The organism is Ectobacillus soli (assembly GCF_042610425.1).
GTDB lineage: Bacteria > Bacillota > Bacilli > Bacillales > Bacillaceae_G > Ectobacillus.
The window spans coordinates 483,810-505,377 of the sequence record NZ_JBGJZM010000001.1 but is presented as its reverse complement, the minus strand read 5'-3'; the positions used below and the strand labels follow the sequence as shown (position 1 = coordinate 505,377).

At 37.7% G+C, this 21,568-nt stretch carries 20 protein-coding genes; 5 read left to right on the top strand and 15 right to left on the bottom strand.

From position 1 onward, the window contains the following. Positions 1-10: 10 nt before the first annotated feature. Both ACAN53_RS02605 and ribH read left to right on the top strand, forming a co-directional pair. A complete protein-coding gene (locus ACAN53_RS02605) occupies positions 11-1,204 on the top strand; it encodes a bifunctional 3,4-dihydroxy-2-butanone-4-phosphate synthase/GTP cyclohydrolase II (RefSeq protein ID WP_379966592.1) in 1,194 nt (397 codons plus the stop codon). A gap of 15 nt (positions 1,205-1,219) precedes the next feature. Continuing rightward, a complete protein-coding gene (gene ribH, locus ACAN53_RS02600; protein WP_379966589.1) occupies positions 1,220-1,690 on the top strand; it encodes a 6,7-dimethyl-8-ribityllumazine synthase in 471 nt (156 codons plus the stop codon). A gap of 54 nt (positions 1,691-1,744) precedes the next feature. Here the strand turns inward: ribH and bioB are convergent, their stop codons facing one another. From bioB to ACAN53_RS02580, 4 genes are all read right to left on the bottom strand, one after another. Beyond that, the gene (bioB, locus tag ACAN53_RS02595; RefSeq protein ID WP_379966586.1) at positions 1,745-2,743 is read right to left on the bottom strand and encodes a biotin synthase BioB; all 999 of its coding nucleotides are present in this window, start codon (positions 2,741-2,743) and stop codon (positions 1,745-1,747) included. A 243-nt stretch (positions 2,744-2,986) separates the two neighbouring features. After that, positions 2,987-3,703, bottom strand: coding sequence for a DUF554 domain-containing protein (locus tag ACAN53_RS02590; protein ID WP_379966583.1), 717 nt, complete (start codon positions 3,701-3,703; stop codon positions 2,987-2,989). A gap of 154 nt (positions 3,704-3,857) precedes the next feature. Next, positions 3,858-4,430 carry a class D sortase gene (locus ACAN53_RS02585; RefSeq protein ID WP_379966580.1) on the bottom strand — a complete coding sequence of 191 codons (573 nt, stop codon included), beginning with the start codon at positions 4,428-4,430 and terminating at the stop codon, positions 3,858-3,860. Between the two features lie 28 nt (positions 4,431-4,458). Beyond that, positions 4,459-6,684, bottom strand: coding sequence for a bifunctional 2',3'-cyclic-nucleotide 2'-phosphodiesterase/3'-nucleotidase (locus tag ACAN53_RS02580; RefSeq protein ID WP_379966577.1), 2,226 nt, complete (start codon positions 6,682-6,684; stop codon positions 4,459-4,461). A gap of 553 nt (positions 6,685-7,237) precedes the next feature. Between ACAN53_RS02580 and ACAN53_RS02575 the strand changes: the two genes are divergently transcribed. Next, positions 7,238-7,675: a MarR family transcriptional regulator gene (locus tag ACAN53_RS02575; protein ID WP_379966574.1), complete on the top strand. Its 438-nt coding sequence runs from the start codon at positions 7,238-7,240 to the stop codon at positions 7,673-7,675. A gap of 233 nt (positions 7,676-7,908) precedes the next feature. Here the strand turns inward: ACAN53_RS02575 and ACAN53_RS02570 are convergent, their stop codons facing one another. From ACAN53_RS02570 to argJ, 5 genes are all read right to left on the bottom strand, one after another. Then, on the bottom strand, positions 7,909-8,463 hold the full coding sequence (locus ACAN53_RS02570) for a DUF2062 domain-containing protein (protein ID WP_379970232.1): 555 nt from the start codon (positions 8,461-8,463) through the stop codon (positions 7,909-7,911). A gap of 156 nt (positions 8,464-8,619) precedes the next feature. Next, complete coding sequence (gene argF, locus ACAN53_RS02565; protein ID WP_379970231.1) at positions 8,620-9,570, bottom strand: ornithine carbamoyltransferase; 951 nt, start codon at positions 9,568-9,570, stop codon at positions 8,620-8,622. 18 nt (positions 9,571-9,588) lie between these two features. Next, complete coding sequence (locus tag ACAN53_RS02560; RefSeq protein ID WP_379966571.1) at positions 9,589-10,746, bottom strand: acetylornithine transaminase; 1,158 nt, start codon at positions 10,744-10,746, stop codon at positions 9,589-9,591. Beyond that, positions 10,743-11,513 (bottom strand): acetylglutamate kinase, encoded by a 771-nt coding sequence (argB, locus tag ACAN53_RS02555; protein ID WP_379966568.1) that lies wholly within the window; start codon positions 11,511-11,513, stop codon positions 10,743-10,745. Before argB ends, ACAN53_RS02560 begins: the two co-directional genes overlap by 4 nt. A 10-nt stretch (positions 11,514-11,523) precedes the next feature. After that, positions 11,524-12,747 carry a bifunctional glutamate N-acetyltransferase/amino-acid acetyltransferase ArgJ gene (gene argJ / locus ACAN53_RS02550; RefSeq protein ID WP_379966565.1) on the bottom strand — a complete coding sequence of 408 codons (1,224 nt, stop codon included), beginning with the start codon at positions 12,745-12,747 and terminating at the stop codon, positions 11,524-11,526. A gap of 417 nt (positions 12,748-13,164) precedes the next feature. Here argJ and ACAN53_RS02545 point away from each other — a divergent pair, with 417 nt between their 5' ends. Beyond that, positions 13,165-13,356 carry a YqzH family protein gene (locus ACAN53_RS02545; protein WP_379966562.1) on the top strand — a complete coding sequence of 64 codons (192 nt, stop codon included), beginning with the start codon at positions 13,165-13,167 and terminating at the stop codon, positions 13,354-13,356. Positions 13,357-13,471: 115 nt separating this feature from the next. On the opposite strand, the gene ACAN53_RS02540 is transcribed toward ACAN53_RS02545, so the two are convergent. Together ACAN53_RS02540 and ACAN53_RS02535 are read right to left on the bottom strand one after the other, a co-directional pair. Continuing rightward, on the bottom strand, positions 13,472-14,260 hold the full coding sequence (locus ACAN53_RS02540; RefSeq protein WP_379966559.1) for an SDR family NAD(P)-dependent oxidoreductase: 789 nt from the start codon (positions 14,258-14,260) through the stop codon (positions 13,472-13,474). A 9-nt stretch (positions 14,261-14,269) separates the two neighbouring features. Further along, on the bottom strand, positions 14,270-15,214 hold the full coding sequence (locus ACAN53_RS02535) for an MBL fold metallo-hydrolase (RefSeq protein ID WP_379966556.1): 945 nt from the start codon (positions 15,212-15,214) through the stop codon (positions 14,270-14,272). Positions 15,215-15,440: 226 nt separating this feature from the next. Between ACAN53_RS02535 and proI the strand changes: the two genes are divergently transcribed. Continuing rightward, positions 15,441-16,280, top strand: a complete 840-nt coding sequence (gene proI / locus ACAN53_RS02530) for a pyrroline-5-carboxylate reductase ProI (protein WP_379966553.1) — start codon at positions 15,441-15,443, stop codon at positions 16,278-16,280. A gap of 104 nt (positions 16,281-16,384) precedes the next feature. Here the strand turns inward: proI and rnz are convergent, their stop codons facing one another. The 4 genes from rnz to ACAN53_RS02510 form a co-directional block, all read right to left on the bottom strand. Further along, entirely contained in the window at positions 16,385-17,320 is a 936-nt protein-coding gene (gene rnz, locus ACAN53_RS02525; protein WP_379966550.1) for a ribonuclease Z, read from the bottom strand. Between the two features lie 84 nt (positions 17,321-17,404). Continuing rightward, positions 17,405-18,625 carry a DNA polymerase IV gene (locus tag ACAN53_RS02520; RefSeq protein WP_379966547.1) on the bottom strand — a complete coding sequence of 407 codons (1,221 nt, stop codon included), beginning with the start codon at positions 18,623-18,625 and terminating at the stop codon, positions 17,405-17,407. 121 nt (positions 18,626-18,746) lie between these two features. Next, the gene (locus tag ACAN53_RS02515; protein WP_379966544.1) at positions 18,747-19,862 is read right to left on the bottom strand and encodes a tripeptidase T; all 1,116 of its coding nucleotides are present in this window, start codon (positions 19,860-19,862) and stop codon (positions 18,747-18,749) included. 154 nt (positions 19,863-20,016) lie between these two features. Continuing rightward, positions 20,017-21,567, bottom strand: coding sequence for an acyl-CoA carboxylase subunit beta (locus ACAN53_RS02510; RefSeq protein ID WP_379966541.1), 1,551 nt, complete (start codon positions 21,565-21,567; stop codon positions 20,017-20,019). Position 21,568 lies beyond the last annotated feature (1 nt).

The window sequence follows — 21,568 nt, the reverse complement described above, 5'->3', positions numbered from 1 at the left end:
AGGAGATCGTATGTTTAATAAAATAGAAGAAGCATTAGAAGATTTGAAAAATGGAAAAGCAATTATTGTCTGCGACGATGAAAGCAGGGAAAATGAAGGCGATTTTATTGCATTAGCTGAAAGCATTACAGCTGATACCATTAATTTTATGATTACTCATGGTCGTGGACTTGTTTGCGCACCAATTTCAGTAGAAATTGCACAACGATTAAAGCTTGAACCGATGGTAAGTCAAAATACTGACTCCCACGGTACCGCCTTTACAGTGAGCATTGATCATAAATATACAACGACTGGTATTAGCGCACACGAACGTGCGATGACCATTCAAGAAATGGTAAACAACGAATCAACTGCAGCAGATTTTCATCGCCCTGGTCATGTATTTCCACTCATTGCAAAAACAGGTGGGGTTCTGCGACGTGCTGGGCATACAGAAGCAGCAGTAGATTTGGCCATGCTTAGCGGGGCAGCACCAGCTGGTGTTATTTGTGAAATTATAAATGAAGACGGAACAATGGCACGTGTTCCAGAATTACAAAAAATTGCAGAACAATTTGATATGAAAATGATTACCATTGAAGATTTAATCGAATTTCGCCGCCATCACGAAACATTAGTAAAGCGTGAAGTTGAAATTCAACTTCCGACATCATTTGGAACCTTCCGTGCAGTTGGTTATTCGAATGCCCTTGACGATAAAGAGCATATTGCACTCGTGAAAGGTGAAATTCAATCAGATGAACCTGTACTAGTGCGTGTTCATTCAGAATGCCTAACAGGAGATGTATTCCACTCCTTGCGTTGTGATTGTGGTCCACAACTTCATGCTGCATTAGCTCAGATTGAAAAAGAAGGACGCGGCATACTTTTGTATATGAGACAAGAAGGACGCGGTATCGGCCTTTTAAATAAGTTACGTGCCTATAAACTTCAAGAAGAAGGTTACGATACAGTAGAAGCAAATAATAAACTAGGATTTCCTGCCGATTTACGAGATTATGGTATTGGAGCTCAAATATTAAAAGATTTAGGCGTTACGAAAATTAAACTTCTTACGAATAATCCAAGAAAAATCACAGGCTTAAAAGGACATGATTTAGAAGTAGTCGAACGTGTACCAATTGAAATGCCCGCAACAGAGGAAAATGCTGCTTATTTACAAACAAAAGCTGATAAATTAGGTCATCTATTACATTTATAAGAGGAGAGATTAAATATGTTATTTGAAGGACATTTAGTTGGTACTGGGTTAAAGGTTGCGATAGTTGTAGCTCGTTTTAATGAATTTATAACAAGTAAACTATTAAGCGGTGCAAAGGATGGGTTAAAACGTCACGGAGTTGAAGATGCTGATGTGGATGTAGCATGGGTACCGGGAGCATTTGAAATTCCGCTCATTGCCAAAAAGCTTGCGGAGAGTGAAAAATATGATGCAGTCATAGCGCTTGGTACAGTTATTCGCGGTGCAACGACTCATTATGACTATGTATGTAACGAAGTCGCAAAAGGAGTTGCTTCTACATCCATGCAAACTGGTGTACCTGTCATTTTCGGCGTTGTTACAACCGAAACAATTGAGCAGGCCATTGAACGTGCAGGAACAAAAGCCGGTAACAAAGGTTGGGATTCTGCTATTTCTGCTATTGAAATGGCAAATTTAAACCGTCAAATTCAACTGTTATCCTAATAAATAGAGTCAAAAAAAAGAGATACAAAAGAAACTTTTGTATCTCTTTTTTTATTACAATGCACACTCTTCGATTTCAAAACCTAAATCCGAGATTAAATTCCAGTCTGCAGTTGGTTCTTGTCCTTCTGTAGTTAAATAATCTCCTACAAATATAGAGTTTGCGGCAAATAATCCTAGTGGTTGAAGTGCACGTAAGTTTACTTCACGTCCACCTGAAATACGTATTTCTTTCGAAGGATTTACAAAACGCATCATAGCTAATATTTTCAAACATTGTACAGGTCGAAGCTCTTTCGTTCCTTCTAAAGGAGTACCCGGAACAGCTACAAGAAAATTACAAGGAATAGAATCCGCATCTAATCTTTTTAATTCAAATGCAATTTCAACGCGTTGCTGTTCATTTTCACCCATTCCAAATATAGCACCTGAACAAGGTGAAATACCTGCATCCTTAACTTTCTCTACTGTATCTACTCGATCATCATATGTATGAGTAGAACAAATACTCTCATAATTATTTACATGTGTATTTAAATTATGGTTATAACGATGAACACCAGCATCACTAAGTCGTTTTGCTTGATCCTCGTTTAAAAATCCCATACAGCAGCATATTTTTAAATCTGTCGTATCACGAATTTCTTTGACTGCACCGATGACATGTTCTACTTCTTTGTCAGAAGGACGTCGACCAGATGCAACAATACAATATGTACCTGCTTTACGACGAATGGCTTCTTGTGCACCTTCTACAATTTTTTCTTTGGAAAGCCATGCATACTTATCAATAGGTGCCTCCGATATCATAGATTGTGAACAATAATTACAGTCTTCCGGGCAAAGACCTGATTTTGTATTAATAATCATATTTAACTTCACTTTTTTCCCAAAGTAATGTCTACGAATGATATAAGCAGCGTTCATGATTTCAAGAAGTTCATCATCATCAGCTTGTAAAATAGCTAGTGCCTCTTCATTCGTCACTTCTCTGCCCTGCACAACTTCGTTTGCGATATGCTTCCAATCCTTTTTCGTTTGAACGTGATCCATCTTTTTTCTCCCCTTTTCCTAACTCTCTCATTCTCATACTATGTACAAGAAAAAGTACCTAAATTCCATTATGTTAACCTGAACAAAATAAATGTTAACATTAAAAAATAAATGCTGTCAATATAAACAATTTTTTCAAACAAAAAAAGCACAGCAGCCTGCCTGTACTTTTTAGAAAGATATCTTGATAATCGTTTTATTCCCTACTTTTTCTCTTTTCAGAGTAACACTCATGTACTGCATTTACATATTCAATATTGGAAAACGATTTACAAGTAAAATGAGTAAAATAGTCACTACTAAACTAGGAAGCATATTTGCAATTCGAATCGTAGTTATTTTAAGCATATTTAATCCAATGGCTACAATTAAAATTCCTCCTACGGCCGTCACTTCCAAAATCATTTGATTCATTAGAACCTCTGGTACAAGCGCATGAATTTGCGTTGCAAGTAAAGTAAGGATTCCTTCGTATATGATAACTGGAACAGCAGAAAATAATACGCCTAAACCAAGTGCAGAGGTAAAGATGATAGAAGAAATCCCATCCAGCATGGATTTTGTAAATAAAACAGTGTGATCCAAACGTAACCCGCTATCTAGCGCCCCTACTATAGCCATCGCTCCTACAACGTATACGAGTGTTGCAGTAACAAATCCTTTGGAAATGCTACCTCTATTCTTATTGCCTACCTTTTTTTCTAGCCAATCTCCTAACGCATTCATCTTTCCTTCCAAATCCCACATTTCTCCAAATACTGAACCAATAGCAATGCTACTAATCACAATCAAATACTGCTTGCTTTTTAACCCCATCCCGATTCCTAATATAATGATGGCCAGACCAATCCCTTGCATGACCGTTGCTCTCATTTTTTCAGAAATATTGCGAAATACTAAACCGAGTAAGCCTCCAATAATAATAGCTACTCCATTAACGATTGTTCCTAACAACGCCATCTCTCTACAATCCCTTCCCTATGTATAATCATCTTACCTATTATAATAGATTATACATCGGTATATAAAGTGCTTCTTATCTCTTTCCTACTTATGCTCAACCATTTGATAGAATGGACCGAGCGCAGAAAAAAAAGTAGCCGTAAGATTACGACTACTTTTCTACCGGATAAGCATAAATGATATAACGATCTGGAGCGGAGCCTATATACCGAAATGGGTAACATGTTGAAAGATTTAATACTTCATTCGGCTTTGTTGGAGCTATGACCGTAGTATCATCGGCTTTAACAATACGGGAATGATCCATTTTATAATAAAAAGTACCATACGGAAGCTCAACAATAAATTCGTCCCCTTTTTGCAATTCTCCAAAACGCCGAAATACTGTATCCCGGTGGCCTGAAAGTAGAATTTGATCATGATCACCAGGAAAACCGGTTCCCGAATAATGACCGACTCCCTTTTTTAAATCATCAGGATTAGTACCTTCGACAATGGGCAGTTCTGCATTAATTTTAGGAATACGAAGCACGCCGATGGTTTCATTCTGACCTGGTTTAAATTGTTCACGTGTTTCATTGTTTTCCTTTGCCTTTTGAATGGTTTCGGTAGCTTGTTCCATAGAATGGGCTTGCTGCTTATTTGCATCTATTAACTCCCATCCACTATACCCAATGAAACCCAATCCTACTACGAGCAGGATTATTGCAAGAACCCTTCTCATCATTTCCCCCTAACTCTGCAGCAAATCCCTAGTTTGTTTTACGTTTCTTGAAAAAAGCTACAGCTCCCGCTACAACTGCCATCATTCCATATGCCATTATTTCAAAGATATTAGTAGCTGTATTCGGTAGTTGATTTGTTTGTTGCATGTTCGGATTGCTTACCGTGATCGCATCATTTCCACTCTTACTTTGATTGGAATCCGAAGAATTAGATGTATTTGCATTATTAGAATTACCTGATTCTGATCCGTTGTTAGTCGTCGGTGTGGTAGGAGTTGTATTTTCTTGTTTTGAAAGTGATAACTCATACTTTACAAATCCATTTGCACCTTCGCCAATGTAAGAAATACCACTATTTTCTGGAATAAAAGATTTTGCATTTGGTGAGGATTCAAACGTTACGTGTAACGTTTTCCCAATTACTTGATTAAAGGACCAGTTCCCATCTGCAGTTGGATTCACCGTTCCTTTCTTCTGAATATAGTTCACAATTACTTGGCGATTCTCATCAGGTGCCGCTAGTATAACTTTACCATTTTTCACCCCAGGAAATCCAGTTGGATTACCTGCATTTGCACCGCGATAATTATTGGTTGCAACAATAAATTGTTGATTGTCGTCAATTGCTTTACCATTATACATAACATTAACAATGCGGTTTGCAGTAGGATTCATTTCCTGACCTTTTGTATCATATTTAGCAGGTTGCGTCACATCAATTTGATATTGCACTCCATCTAGCACGTCAAAGTTATATGTTGGAAAATTATTGTTAATTAAGCTTTGCTCTTCTGATGAATTTGGATCAATTTGCTGAAATTGTCCTGCAGACATTTCAAGCCACTCTTTTACGTCTGCACCCGTTAGTAAAACCGCATATACCGTATTTGGATATACATACAAATCCGCCATATTTTTAATAGCAAGCTTACCAGCAAGAATATCTGTATAATAGCTTGCTCCCATTCGACCACCTGCTTTAAATGGTGCACCCGCAGATAATACTGGAATGTTTTTATATTGACTATTTCCTGAAGATTGAATCCAATTTTCAATATAATCCTTCTGTGCATTTGTCACAAGCTGTATGGATGGATCATCTTGAACGAGGGCAAAATAACTATTAATTGGAGCCGTAGTTGTGCCTACTTGTTGATTTACATAGTCAATGGTCCCAGTGTGATCACCTTGCACTGCACTGAGCACGTCTGGATCAGCATCAACTGCAGGAACTTTCTTATTACTTGCATCAAGGCTATAAATTTTTCGTAATTCAGCTTTCGAAGCTGCTTTGTTCACAACCCATTTCCCATTTTGCTGACTTAATTCTAAATCTATGACTCCTAAGGCACTACCGAAACTGCTAGGCATTGTAACTGGTACACCATTAATCGTTTTTGCAACTTCTAAATGAGAATGACCTGTTAATACCGCATCAATATCAGGTACATTTTTCGCTAAATAAGCAGAAACATTTTCATCACCAACCGTATAGCTGTCTTCATTGCCCATTCCTGAGTGAGACAGAGCAACTATTACGTCTGCCCCTTCTGCTTTCATTTTTGGAATAAACTTCTTGGCAGACTCAATGATATCTTTTGTAATGACCTTACCCTCTAAGTTTCCCTTATCCCATTGTGTAATTTGCGGGGGAACAAATCCAATTACGCCCACTTTAACCGTTTGCTTCGCTCCGTTTTGATCCACAAATTCCTTTGTCAAAATCTTATAAGGCGTAAAATAATTCGTATCGTTATCTAGGTTACCATCTTGATCATCCTTATATACATTGGCATTCACTACTGGAAAATTAGGAGTTTTTAAGACCTTATCTAAGAAACTAAGTCCATAGTTAAATTCGTGATTACCAACAGTAGCTGCATCGTAACCAAGTAAGTTTAAAACACGGTAAAATGGATGATCTTCAGAGTCAAGTTTATTGAACTTATTTATATAATCACCAAGTGGATTTCCCTGGATGGAATCCCCATTGTCAAATAAAAGCGTATTTGTACTTTCCTTCTTAGCTGTTTTAATGAGTGTTGCCGTTCTAGCTAATCCTATTGTAAAATCGGGCTTCGTTTGGTAATAATCATAATCGACAATATTTGTATGTATATCCGACGTTTCTAAAATTCTAAGTTTAATTACATCGTTCCCTTGAGCAAAAGAAATAGAAGGTAATACTTGCGGAATAATAAGACCCATTGCTAGTGTTGCAGTTGCTACCTTATAAACATTTGACTTTTTCATATTTTCTCTCCCTACTCCATAATCATATCTGTAATCTTTCATAGGATACGAGAAGTTAGTCTGGCTGTATTACATTAGCTAACCTAACAAAGAATCGATATGTCTGATTTATATATTATCGAACGCTGTCACTTTAGGTCAATTAATATTTTACAAATATATGAAAATTTACTGTTAATTAGATGTAAATGAAATGTTTGTTATTTTAACAAAGTGAAACTTCCATTAGTGTAGAGTTTTCTTCATTCCTAACTGATGGTTGGCAAAGGTCGGGCAAGATTTTACGGGCCGCTTTATCTTTACATAGCCTTTTTCGATTTTCTAAAGCCTTGAAGTGGTGGAGCTTACTATCCGCTAATGCAGGATAAATAATCGTCAAAAATCTAATAATAGCAACCCATACACGTATAAACAAAGAATTTATATTGATTTATTTACCGGGAAATGATTAGAACTAAAAGAGAGATTACAAAGGTTTTTATAGCTTTTTAATTTTTATCTTTTATTTCCTTCCCTACTTTTGCTACAATAAAACTGGAAAGGAGGCTATTCTATGAATGATCAACAAGGGCAACATATTGTAAATAACCTGCTTTCTCTAGTGCCTCTTTTTTACCGAAAATTTATGTTTCATGATCATAAGCATATGCCACAATCTCATACTCAGGTGTTGCTTCTACTTCATGAACACGATGTGCTAACCGTTTCAGAAATCGGAAAACGTCTATGTATTTCCCGTCCGAACATGACACCCCTTTTAAATAAGCTCATTGATGATAAATTAATTAATCGTCAAAGTAGTGAGAATGATCGAAGAGTTCTTATTGTTTCTTTAACTGAAAAGGGAATGGCATTCGTAAATGATTACAAACAGTACATTTTAGACAAAATGCGAGAATCAATGCAGAATCTAGAGGAAGATGAGCTAGCAAAATTAGACGAGTCCCTTCAAACACTCCAGTTACTCATTTCTAAACTTAGTGTCTTATAATCAGAACTCTAATTTATCGATTTCTTTTCTGTTTCTGAAACAAGACAGCTCTGTTCATACCAAATAAATATCGCCTCTCCTAATCTAAATTGCAATGTGAACCAGACGTAAGGATGACAAATAGTAGCGAATTTTCGAATTGTATTTTAGAGGACGAAATGCAGGATGGATAACCAAATTCAATATGCGCACTGTAATGAGAACATAAAAAAACGGAGCTAAGCTCCGTTTTTTTATGTTCTCATTACAGCTATATTTGTTTCTTTTTTTCGTCGTTGCAACCGTCTCATACGTTCTTTTTCATGTAAATGCAACACAACAAAGTAAGAAGTAAATCCAAGAATTGTTCCAATAATTGTCATACCAATAAACGTATACAAGCCACTATTAAGCAGGTCTCTTACGATTCCTAAAAAATTCCCTGAAAATATTTCAAAAAAGGAATGGTGTACGTGATGTTGCATCGGTGCATGAGCTACTTTAAACGGGTATACCATTTTTCCAAGAGCATGTGCAAAAGGTAATAGTACTACAGGTAAAAACGAGAGTTTACCAATAACATTTCCAATAATGGATGCTGGAAGCGATCCTCCCGAAAGTCGAACTATTGGATAAAATAATAAATAGATTAGCGATGCTGTCGAAATGACTAGCATTTCGAGGCCAAATCCTAGTGCAAATCCTAGTGCTACTTTCTTCGAACCACCAGGTGAACGAAACAGTTTATAAAAATTCAGCTTAAATAGACGCTGAATGCGTTGTATTACAGTGTATTTTCGTTTTTTCATTGCCACGTGTGCATCTCTCCCAAGTAGTCCTTCTATTATAAATAAAGGTACCTTCCTTATATTATAATGTATAACTACAGAATAGAGAATACAATTATTTATTAAATAAGCGGAAATCGTAGGGAATAGAATAAAAAATTTCTACCTTATAATCGTTCATTTATTGAGAAGACTTACGAGAAGGGCCTTCTGTGCATGAAGACGATTTCCAGCCTGTTGAAAAATAGCAGAATGTGCGCCATCAATAATATCCGACGTTACTTCTTCCCCACGATGCGCTGGTAAGCAGTGTAAAAATGTATAATCGTCAGCTGCATGTTGCATTAGCTGTTCATTAATCTGATAATCATGGAAAATTTGCAACCGTTGTTTTGCTTCCTCTTCTTGTCCCATGCTTGTCCAGACATCACTGTAAATAAAATCTGCATCTTTTACAGCTTCAATTGGATCTTCACAAACCTCGATGATTGCACCTGTTTGCGCTGCTATTTGCTGAGCCTCCTCAACAAATGTAGCGTTTGGTTTATAACCTTCAGGACAAGCTGCTACAATATGCATGCCTACCTTTGCCCCTGCAAATAATAAAGAATGACATACATTATTACCATCACCAATGTACGCAAGCTTCACACCTTGGAATGTTCCCTTTACTTCATATACAGTCAAGAGGTCCGCCAATGCTTGGCATGGATGATGATCATCTGTTAGTCCATTAATAACAGGAATTGTAGCATGCTTTGCTAATTCTTCCACCTTTTCATGGGAAAATGTACGAATCATAATAGCATCTACATACTGAGATAATACTTTTGCCGTATCTTCAACTGACTCTCCGCGTCCAAGTTGAAGTTCTTTTCCACTAAGGAACATACCGTGTCCACCAAGCTGAAGCATACCCGCTTCAAAAGAAACACGTGTACGTGTTGAATGTTTATCGAAAATCATTCCTAATATTTTCCCATTTAAAAGCGGTGGATTATTCCCTTCCTTATGTTGTTTCTTTAAATCTACTGCAAGCAAAAGTACATCCATTATTTCCTGTGAACTCATTTCCTTTAAAGATAATACATCCTTTGCTTGTACTTTTGCTGATTTTAAAACATTCATCATCTTTCAATCCTCTCTTTATGAAATGGAAATATAACTTTTTTCTAATATATCACGCAATAGCTTAACAGCTTTTTCAATTTCTTCCTTCGATACGATTAGCGGTGGGAGAATTCTAATTACATGTGACCCAGCTGTAAGGACAAGCAACCCATTTTCCTGCAAAGCTTTAACAAATGGAGCAGCTTCTTGATTGCATTCAATTCCAAGTAATAGTCCAGTCCCGCGTACTTCTTTTACTGCAGGTAATGATTCTATTTCATCACGGAGCAGTTGTAAAAAATAGTTTCCCTTTTCCGTTACATCCTCTAAAAATGACTGATTGAAAATCGTATGTAGCACGGTTTTAGCTGCTGTCATTGCAAGTAAGTTTCCACCAAATGTAGAACCGTGAACGCCTGGTCCAAACGCTTCTCCAAGCTTTTCTTTTCCAATAATTGCGCCAGTTGGAATCCCATTTCCTAACGCTTTGGCAACAGTAATAATATCAGGAGATACCCCGGCATGTTGATAGGCAAACGCCTTACCTGTTCTCCCTATACCTGACTGTACTTCATCGACGATCATCAACGCACCATGCTTTGCACATAGCTTCTCAATTTCTTGTAAAAATGCTGTTTCAGCAGGAAGAACTCCGCCTTCTCCTTGAATTGCCTCTACCATAATAGCTGCAGTTTCTCCGTCCATTGCATCTTGCAGTGCAGCAATATCATTATAGGGTACATATACAAACGTAGGTAGGAGCGGTCCAAAACCATCATGTATTTTACTTTGTGCAGTTGCACTCATTGTTGCGAATGTACGTCCATGGAAAGAATGGTAAAACGTAATAATTTTAGAGCGTTGTGTGTACTTCCGTGCTAATTTAATAGCTGCTTCATTTGCCTCTGCCCCGCTATTGCAAAAGAATACATACTGTCCATCGCTATTTTCTGTCAAATACTGAGCAACTTCCTCTTGCAATGAGTTTTGAAATAGATTGCTGACATGCCAAACCTTGTGAAGTTGCTTTTCTACAGCTTCCACTACCGGTGGATAGCAATGTCCTAAATTACAAACAGCGATACCGGAAACAAAATCTAAATACTCTTTACCATTTGTATCTGTAACTATTGTTCCTTTACCTTCTTCGATTTCAATATCCCACCGTTTATATGTTGAAAATAAAGCCGTCATTGTAAGATAACCCCTTTCGTAACAGTCGTTCCTTCTATTTTTCCATTTTCCTTCATAAAGCCCCGCAATCCATCTACAATCATGACACTTTCTAATTCGCCTTGAAGTGATGATAACGCAGCTTCCACTTTAGGAATCATTCCACCTGTAATGACTCCATCTTGAATGAGCTGCTTTAACTGTCCTTCATCTGCTTCTTTAACTAGTTCCCCTTCATTGAGTACACCAGGAACATCCGTTACTAACAATAAATGTTTTGCACCTACATAGTGGGCAACAGCGGCGGCTGCCGTATCACCGTTTATATTATAAAGCTGGGCTGACTCATCAATACCAATTGGTGAGATTACAGGCACAAAATTCTGACGTAACAAATTGAAAAGAAGTGACGTATTCACACCAACTACTTCACCAACAAAACCTAACTCTTCATCTAATGGTTTTGCTTGAAGCAACGATCCATCACAGCCTGCTAAACCAACTGCAGGGATATGAACCTGCTCCAAATGGGTCACTAGCTCTTTATTCACACTTCCGCAAAGAATCATTTGTACGACATGTAGGACATCTTTCGTTGTAATCCGAAGTCCATTTTTTTTACGTACAGGTATATTTAGACGCTGTAGCATTTGGTCGATTTCAGGTCCTCCGCCATGCACAATGATAACATGATACTTTTCTTGTAATTCTCGTATACTAGTAAAAAAAGATTCCGTCAAATATTGTAAAATGCTACCGCCGCATTTTATAACTACTATTTCTTTCATGATTTCCTCCTCACGTACGATAGCATGCGTTAATTTTGACGTAATCGTAACTTAAATCACAACCCCATGCTGTACCTGATGCTTCTCCCATATGAAGATGGAGTGAAATGGTAATAGAGTCTTTCTTTAAGTATTCCTGCATGCTCTCTTCATCAAATTTTTGAGGCTCGCTTTGCTTTAACACATATTCATCGCCTAGCAGTATATCAACGTTACTTGGGTCGACCGTAGCTTCACTATGACCCAGTGCACTTATAATTCTTCCCCAATTCGGATCTTCACCAAATATCGCCGTTTTAACAAGACTAGAGCCTACAATTTTTTTAGCAGCCATACGTGCTTCATCCTCAGACAAAGCCCCGTCAACCCTTACTTCCACTAACTTTGTTGCTCCCTCACCGTCTTTAGCAATTAACTTTGCTAAATCTTCACATGTTTGTTTTAATGCTAAATAAAACTGATCCCAGTCAGGATGATTTGGTGTTAAGGATTCATTTCCAGCTAGACCACTTGCCATGACGATTACCATATCATTCGTTGACGTTTCTCCGTCTACTGTAATTTGATTAAACGTTTTTTCTGTAATCTTGCCTAACGCGTATTGAAGCATATCGCTCTCTATATTAGCATCGGTTGTAATAAAACCAAGCATTGTTGCCATATTCGGGTGAATCATACCTGAGCCCTTCGCTACGCCGCCCACTGTAACGCTTACTTTATCAACAGTAGTTTGATAACATGCAGTTTTGGTAATTAAATCTGTTGTTAATATGGCTTCACAGAAGTTTGTCGCTTCTTCTTCACTTTTTTGCGGGGATAACATCGTTATTCCTTCACGTATTTTTTCCATTGGAAGTAACAAACCAATGATCCCTGTTGATGCTACTGCAACAAGATGTTCATCAAGTTGTAATTGCTTTGCTGTAAGAGCACGTGTCTCAAATGCATCTTTCTCTCCTTGCTTACCTGTACATGCATTTGCATTGGCACTATTAACAAATATGGCTTGCAACTTATGATTTGTTTGAATGCTATCCTTTGTTACAACAATAGGCGCAGCTTGAAATGCATTTTGTGTGTATACAGCAGCACAGTTTGCCGGTACGTCACACACAATCGCTCCAATATCTTTTCTTACCTTTCGAAGCCCTGCGTGAACTCCAGTGGCTGCAAACCCCTTAGGTGTAACAACTGAACCATTTATAACCTTAACCGTATCTGTCATTTGAATCATTGTCCTTCCTCCCCTTGTATATAATGTAATGGGATGAGCTTTTATCTCTTGTATTCCCAATAATATAGATAATAGCCGTATATATTAAAATTACCTACGAAATATAAAATGGAGCAAACTCTATTTCACCTTAGCATACTTACTCCCCAACTTTTCTCACTTAAATTATTCTCTTATTTTAATATTGTATATTTATTAAGTCAATTAAATATTTATAAATTTTTATTTTTTTATGTAATTTCAGATAATGATACAGATAGAAGAAGCAAATATGACTTTTCTGAATACATGCATAAGACAAATCGTACATGCTATAATAAATCGATGAGAGATACAGGATTAGACAATCCTACATAAAACATTGCGTTTTTATGCAGTGATAGTGATTTATCCTAAGCTGAAGGAGGATCAAGGAGGATGGACGAAAGATTCATACAAAAAATGATAAAAAACTGTTTTTTACAGTATTATGATTGTGTAGAATCCATTCCACTTTCAAAAATAGATATGCAGAATATGATTTTGAAGATAGAATATGAATTCCGTACGAAGGATGAAACACTACATGAACTTGTTGAAGATGCAGTATACGAATATGTAACAAAATAAATAGAAGCTTCCATCAATAGGAGGTTCTTCCTCCCTACTGATGGACCTTTACAGATTCCAAACAATAAATGGGTTTGCTTGGTATATTAATTTCACATTCATAAAAATCGATATTTTACTTTTTACGAAGTGTATTACCAGCAACTGCTTCAAAAGTACGTGGAAAGAGTGCAAATGCCAAAGTACCTAGTCCCATCCAATGTGGCAATTGTAACTCTCGCTTATACTTCCAAATCGTTTTCAAGCTCTCTGCAGCTACATACTCTGGCTTTAATAGAATTCGCTTTACACTCTCTACATACTGTCCTGACCGGTCTGCAATTTGAAAGAAGTTTGTTTGAATAGGTCCTGGATTGACAACTGTCACCCTTATATTCGTCGTAGCAAGTTCCATGCGTAGACTATTAGAAAGGCCAATAACCGCATGCTTCGTTGCAGCATAGGCACTTGATTTCGGAGTAGCAATTTTTCCCGCTATAGATGCTATATTTATAATATGACCGCTGTTTCTCTGCTTCATGGCTGGGAGAACAGCCTTTATACATGCCACCACGCCGAATACATTCACATCAAACATAGCTTTCACTTCTTCTAGTGATGCCTCTTCAAACGATAAAAACTTGCCGAACCCAGCATTATTAATGAGCACATCTATCGTTCCTACTTCTTGCTCAATTCGATTAAATACATTCTGTACTTGCTCATCCTTTGTTACATCTAATTGGTAGGCAATGCAAGATGTTTGATATTCTCGCTTTAATCTTTCTTGTAATATTTGTAAACGCTCTTCTGTTCTTGCTAACAAAACAGGAGTTCCGCCTAGTTTAGCAGTCTGCACTGCGATTTGCTCTCCAACTCCACTTGAAGCACCTGTTATTGCAATAATTTTGCCTTGCAATTTCACTTACGTCACCTACTTTGCATAATAAATCCATGAATCTGATGATGGATCCATCATCACTTGTTGATTATATTCTAAGTAATCGAGCTGTCCAACTGTTTCTGAAATCGTAAATGCTAACTGTTTCTGGTGTGCAGTAGGAAATAATTTCACACAAACTTCAAAGGCAGTCATTGGTCGTTCTTTCAGCATGTTCAATACCTTATGAGCACGTTCTGTTTGTTTATGTAATCGTTTTTGTACAAGACCCTGTACATTTGTAATGTCCTCACCATGGCCGGTTATCATACGTGATATTGGCATCTCTGCAAGTCTACTAAGTGTATCATTGTATTGAAGAAGCGGCTTTGTGCGCTGCGTTTCACCGTGATAGGGCGGCTCCAGTAAGGGATTCGATGAGATTCGTGCCAACAATACATCTCCTCCAATCAATAATCCATCACGCTCACGGAACAAAGCGATATGTGTAGAAGCATGTCCAGGAGTTTCGAGAACTGTAAACTCTGGTAGTATATCCACAATATCTCCTTCTCGTATTGAAGTAGTTAACGATCGCTTACAGGAGTATTCAAGCGTTCTTTTTAATGAAATATCGCTAAGTGCTCTTGGTATACCAAACTTTGGCATACTCTGTCTGAAAAAAGTATCGTACGAATAGATAAAATCTTCATCCTGTGATATCCATGGTTCGTTCCAAGGATGGCCAATTATTTCAACGTCGTCTCGAAACTCATTTAATAAGCCACAATGGTCTGCATGATGATGGGTAAGAATTACACTTTCAATATCCTTCATACGATATCCAATTTCCCCAAGTTTCTTCATAAGCATCATTTTACACTCTTCTGTTTTCGTACCCGTATCGATTAACGTAAGCCTCTCGCCCTTTACGACATACACATTTACTGTGGCAATCGCAAACGGAACAGGTAATTCAATTCGTATGATCTCATACATATTTTTTCCTCCCATCCCCACTTACAAAAATGAATGTACATTCATTTTACACGTTTCAAAAATGTTTGTCATTATTTTCAGATAAATAGGGGAAAATGCGCAAAAACGAACTATAATAATAATATTGCTTGCATAGGAATGTAGGTATTCCATTCTGTTTAAGTAAGTAGTCAGGCTTCACTTTATAAAATTGGAAGCAATTTAATGTTACTTTAGGAGGACTATCATGAAGATTCATAAACTTGCATTTGTAGGATCGGGTTCAATTGCTGAAGCGATAATAGCAGGTCTCGTACGAACTCATTACGTAGAGCCTAATCAAATTATCATTAGCAATCGATCCAATAAGGACCGTCTTACGTATTTTTCAGAAAAATACGGTGTAAGCGGCACTCAAGATAAAATGGAATTATTAAAAGACGCAAACGTAGTATGCTTTGCAATGAAGCCAAAGGATGTTGTGGAAGCAATATCTTCTGTAAAACCATACATTCGTGAGGATCAACTTATTATCTCTCTAGTCGCTGGTGTAGATAGCTCATCTATCACACATTTACTAGGAAAAGAAAATGCAATCATTCGCGCCATGCCAAATACATCTGCTGCCATGCTAAAATCAGCTACTGGCATATCTCGTTCCAAGCACGCTACTGAGGAACATATTTCGCTTGCACGTGATTTATTTGAAAATATTGGAACTGTTTCCGTTGTAGATGAAGAACTGATGCACGCTGTTACTGCGCTTTCTGGAAGTGGTCCAGCATATATTTATTATGTTGTAGAAGCGATGGAAAAAGCTGCCGTGCAAATCGGTCTATCCGAAGAGGTTGCAGGACCTATGATTCTTCAAACCATACTAGGAGCAGCAGAAATGCTAAAGACTTCTGCAAAGCATCCTTCTGTGCTACGTAAGGAAATTACTTCCCCTAGCGGCACTACGGAAGCTGGTATTCGCACGCTTGAATCCTTTGACTTTCAAGAAGCTATCATTCAATGTATTACAAAAGCAACCGAACGCTCACATGAACTGGGAGAAGTGTTAAACGAAACAATAGAAAGACTGTAAAACAAAAAAATGTCCGCATTATTAATCGCGACCACTGAAATAAAGTCCTTTTTCAGTGGCCGATTCTATGCGGACATTTTTAATATTATTTCACAAACATTCTTTTATCCTCGTACTTTTTTACCTATCCCAAAGTGCATGAGATCTTCAGCAATCTGCGTATTTGGAAATATTTCCTTTGCTTCTTCTTCTAATTTATCAATGACTTCTCCTTGATAACGAGAACTAATATGTGTAAGAATGAGCTGCTTTACATCTGCAAGCTTTGCAATTGTTGCCGCTTGCAGAGTTGTAGAATGAAAATAAGAAAACGCTAACTCCTCTGCATCTGCAGCTAGCGTTGCCTCATGAACGAGCACATCAGCATATTTGGCTAGCTCTATGCTTGCTTCACAATATCTCGTATCTCCTAGTATCGTTACAACTCTTCCCTTTTGCGGCGGGCCAATAAAATCCGTTCCTTTGAGTATAGTGCCATCTTCTAATGTTACAAGCTGTCCCTCTTTTAATTTCTTATAGATTGGTCCTGGTTTTATCCCCATGTCTACTAGTTGGTCTACTAAAAGAGTACCTGCAATATCTTTCTCTTCAATTCTGTAACCATAGCATTCAATACCATGAGACAGATGGGCGGCAGTAACACTGAACTGCTCATCCTCAAAAACAACTCCGTCCTCGTCTAATTCTACAATATCAAGTTGATATTTAATATGCGTCCCGCTAACCGATAATGCAATATCAATATACTCTTTAAGCCCCTTTGGTCCATATACTGTTAACGGCTCTTCCCCGCCTTGAAAAGATCGGCTCCCTAAAAGGCCAGGTAAGCCAAATATATGATCACCGTGCAAATGGGTTATAAAAATCTTTTCAATGCGGCGCGGCCGTACTGATGTATATAACACTTGATGTTGCGTTGCTTCTCCGCAATCAAACAGCCAGGTAGCCCCTCTCTCTTCAAGAAGCTGCAATGCTACCGCCGATACATTTCTTCCTTTAGAAGGAACTCCAGCTCCCGTTCCTAAAAATACAAATTCCATGTTTCTTAACCTCTTTCTCTTCATCTAACGTATATCTTACGGAATGTTATGTAAAATGGCAAACGAATCCGCGAAAAAAATAATCTATGTGAATTTTTTTCGCAAACGATCCTGTAATGACATATTTTTTTCTTTACCCCTCTGTACAATCGATGCTCCGTATTTGTTTCGAAGCTCTTCTAACACTTGTTGAAGTGGCTCTTGTTTTATATCCTCTTCATACGAAAATATATCTAATTGTTTACCATTTTCTGTTAGTTCCGTTACATGATTTGCTGTAATACCAAGCAATCGAACCGAATCACCATTCCAATGCTTTCTCCACAGAATACAAGCCACCTCATATATATCATGCATGTTATCTGTTGAGCTTTGTAGTTGCATACTTCTTGTTATTACGTTTCGATTGCTGCACATCATTGTAAGTTGTATCGTACATGTAACCATGTTCTTTTTCTGTAATCGATTACTTACCATACCAGCTAATTTTTCAAGCCATTGAAACACAACATGCTCTTCATCTGTATCAGTAGGTAATGTGCGTGAGTTCCCAATAGATTTGAATTGATCAATTTGACTTGGATCAACGGGACGATCATCTATTCCATTTGCTCGTTGTTTCAATAAGATTCCATTTACACCTAATTGTTTACGTAACATTCCTTCCTCAGCCTTAGCAAGATCTCCGATCGTAGTAATACCCATATTCTTTAATTTTAATGCTGTTTTTTCGCCTATGCCATGCATATTCGTTACGTTCATCGGCCATAAAACACTTGGAACATCTCGTTTTCTTAATACGGTAATACCAAGGGGTTTTTTCATATTAGAAGCCATTTTGGCAAGAAATTTATTAGGAGCCATTCCGATACTGCAAGGTAAAAAAAGCTGTTTGAGCACTTCTTTCTGAATATTGTTCGCAACAGCAAGAGGATCTTCCAAATTCATGTAATTGGTAATATCTAAATACCCTTCATCAATAGAAACAGGTTGATATACATCTGTATATTGAGATAAAAGCTGAAAGAGTGAAAAGGAAGCACGTTTATACAAAGGAAAGTTTGGTTGTTTTACAATGAGATGAGGACAAAGACGCTTCGCTTCCCAAACCGGCATGCGTGTGTGAATACCAAGAGCTCGTGCTTCATAGCTGCAGGTTACAATAATTCCTTTTCTCTGTTTTTCATCACCTGCAATTGCAAGTGGTTTTCCTTGTAGGCTTCTATCCTTAGCTATTTCGACGGAAGCATAAAAGCTATTCATATCGACATGTAAGATAATTCGATGTTTGCTCTTTCTCTCCATACCATCCACCTCATTTTTAAGAACATACATTCTTATTATACAAGGGAATGTAGACACTATCAACGCATTGCAAAAAGGACGACCCTTGCTTATACAGGACCGCCCTTTTTAACATCAAGTATTATTTTGCAACTTCTTCAATAATAGACACAACAAGCTCCGTTGTTTTTACTAACTCTTCAACTGGAATCTTTTCTTTTGTTGTATGAATATCTTCATATCCTACCGCAAGATTAACAGTCGGAATTTGGAATCCGGCAATTACATTCGCATCACTGCCCCCACCACTTTGGTGCAGGGAAGGTGTACGACCAATACGAGAAACAGCACGCTTTGCAACCTCTACTACATGGTCGCCATCAGCAAATTTAAAACCAGGGTACATCACTTTCACTTCAACTTCAGCATGTCCACCCATTTCTTTAGCTGTCGTTTCAAACGCTTCTTTCATTTTACGGACTTGCTCTTGCATTTTTTCCTCTACAAGAGATCTTGCTTCTGCCAAAATGGAAACATAATCACATACGATGTTTGTTTGTGTACCACCTTCAAAACGTCCAATGTTTGCAGTCGTTTCACTATCGATACGTCCAAGTGGCATTTTTGAAATTGCTTTGGCTGCAATCGTAATCGCAGATACTCCTTTTTCAGGGGCTACACCAGCATGTGCTGTTTTACCATGAATAACGGCATTTACTTTTGCTTGAGTCGGAGCTGCTACAACAATCTCTCCAACCTTTCCATCACTATCAAGGGCATAACCATATTTTGCGGTAATAAGATTACGATCTAAAGCCTTTGCACCAACTAGCCCAGACTCTTCCCCAACGGTTATAACAAATTCTACTTTACCATGAGGAATATTATTTTCCTGGATTACTCGAAGTGCTTCAATCATTGAAGAAAGACCTGCTTTATCGTCAGAACCAAGAATAGTCGTACCATCTGAAACAATGTAGCCATCTTTTATGGAAGGCTTTACTCCATTCGCAGGAACTACAGTATCCATATGTGATGTAAAATAAATTGTATCTGCTTCTTTCGTAGCAGATAGAGTACATATTAAATTTCCAGCCCCGTGACCAGTTTGTGACGTTGTGTCATCTTCAAATACATCTAATCCTAGAGCAGTAAATTTTGCCTTTAATACTTTGCAAATGGCTGCTTCATGTTTTGTTTCAGAATCTACTTGTACGAGTTCAAAAAACTCGTTAACTAAACGTTGTTCGTTAATCATAGAAATGCCTCCTAATTGGTATGTACAACTACAATTATAGCAGAATGTAATGGAAAGAAAAGTAATGCCAACTTTATATGAGCTACAGTCAGTTTTAAATAAAAAAGGAGTACCGAATGGATTCGGTACTCCTTTTTTCGAAATCGTAAACTGATTATAGTGGAATATTGCCGTGTTTCTTTTTCGGACGTTCTTCTTTTTTGTTACGAAGCATGTCGAGTGATTGAATAAGCTTGATTCTCGTATCACGAGGATCGATAACATCATCCACAATACCATGCTTTGCAGCTACATATGGATTTGCAAATTTTTCACGATATTCATCAATTAGCTTAGTACGAGTTGTTTCTGGATCGTTGCTTTCGCTAATTTCTTTTGCAAAAATAATGTTTACTGCTCCTTGTGGTCCCATTACTGCGATTTCCGCATTTGGCCAAGAATATACAACGTCAGCACCAATTGATTTACTATTTAGTGCAACATAAGCGCCGCCGTATGCTTTCCGCAAGATTACAGTAATCTTTGGAACCGTTGCTTCTGAATATGCAAACAAAATTTTCGCACCATGGCGGATAATTCCTCCATGTTCTTGTTTAACTCCTGGGAAGAACCCAGTTACATCTTCAAACGTAACGATTGGAATATTGAAGGAGTCACAAAGGCGGATAAAGCGAGCTGCTTTATCAGATGAATCAATATCAAGGCTACCGGCCATAGCCTTAGGTTGGTTACATACCAAACCAACTGATTCTCCCTTAATTCTTGCAAATCCAATTACAATATTCTTTGCAAAACTCTTTTGAATTTCTAAGAAAGAATCTTTATCCACGATATGTTCTAATACTTTACGAACATCATAAGGACGAAGTGCATCAAATGGAATAATATCGGTTAACTCAGGACGATAGTCGTCATCATCTGGTGTACCATACATAAGCGGCTTTTCTTCACAATTTTGTGGTAAATAACTTAACAAAGCACGTACAATATCAAGTGCATTTTCTTCGTCTTTTGCCGCAAAATGTGCGCTTCCGCTAATTGAGTTATGAACTTTTGCCCCACCTAAATTTTCAGCAGAAATGCTTTCTCCAGTAACCGCTTCAATTACTTTCGGACCAGTGATAAACATTTGGCTCGTTTTTTCTACCATAACGACAAAGTCCGTAATAGCTGGTGAATACACGGCTCCACCTGCACATGGTCCCATAATAACTGAAATTTGTGGTACTACTCCAGAATAAATAGCATTACGATAAAAAATGTGACCGTAGCCATCTAGAGAAAGAACACCTTCTTGAATTCTCGCACCGCCGGAATCGTTAAGACCGATAATTGGAGCACCATTTTTTGCAGCTAAATCCATCACATTGGCAATTTTTTTCGCATGCATTTCACCTAGCGCACCGCCAAATACAGTGAAATCTTGAGAAAATACGTATACAAGACGCCCGTTTACTTTGCCGTAGCCTGTTACAACTCCGTCTCCAGGTCCTTTTTTTGATTCTAAGCCAAAATCCACGCAGCGATGCTCCATAAATGCATTCAATTCTGCAAATGTGCCTTCATCAAGAAGCAAATCGATTCTTTCGCGTGCAGTTAGTTTTCCTCTTTCATGTTGCTTTTCAATCCGTTTATCTCCGCCACCTAATTCAATTTCACGTTTTCTATCGTATAAATCATTGATTTTTTCATAAATATCTACCATG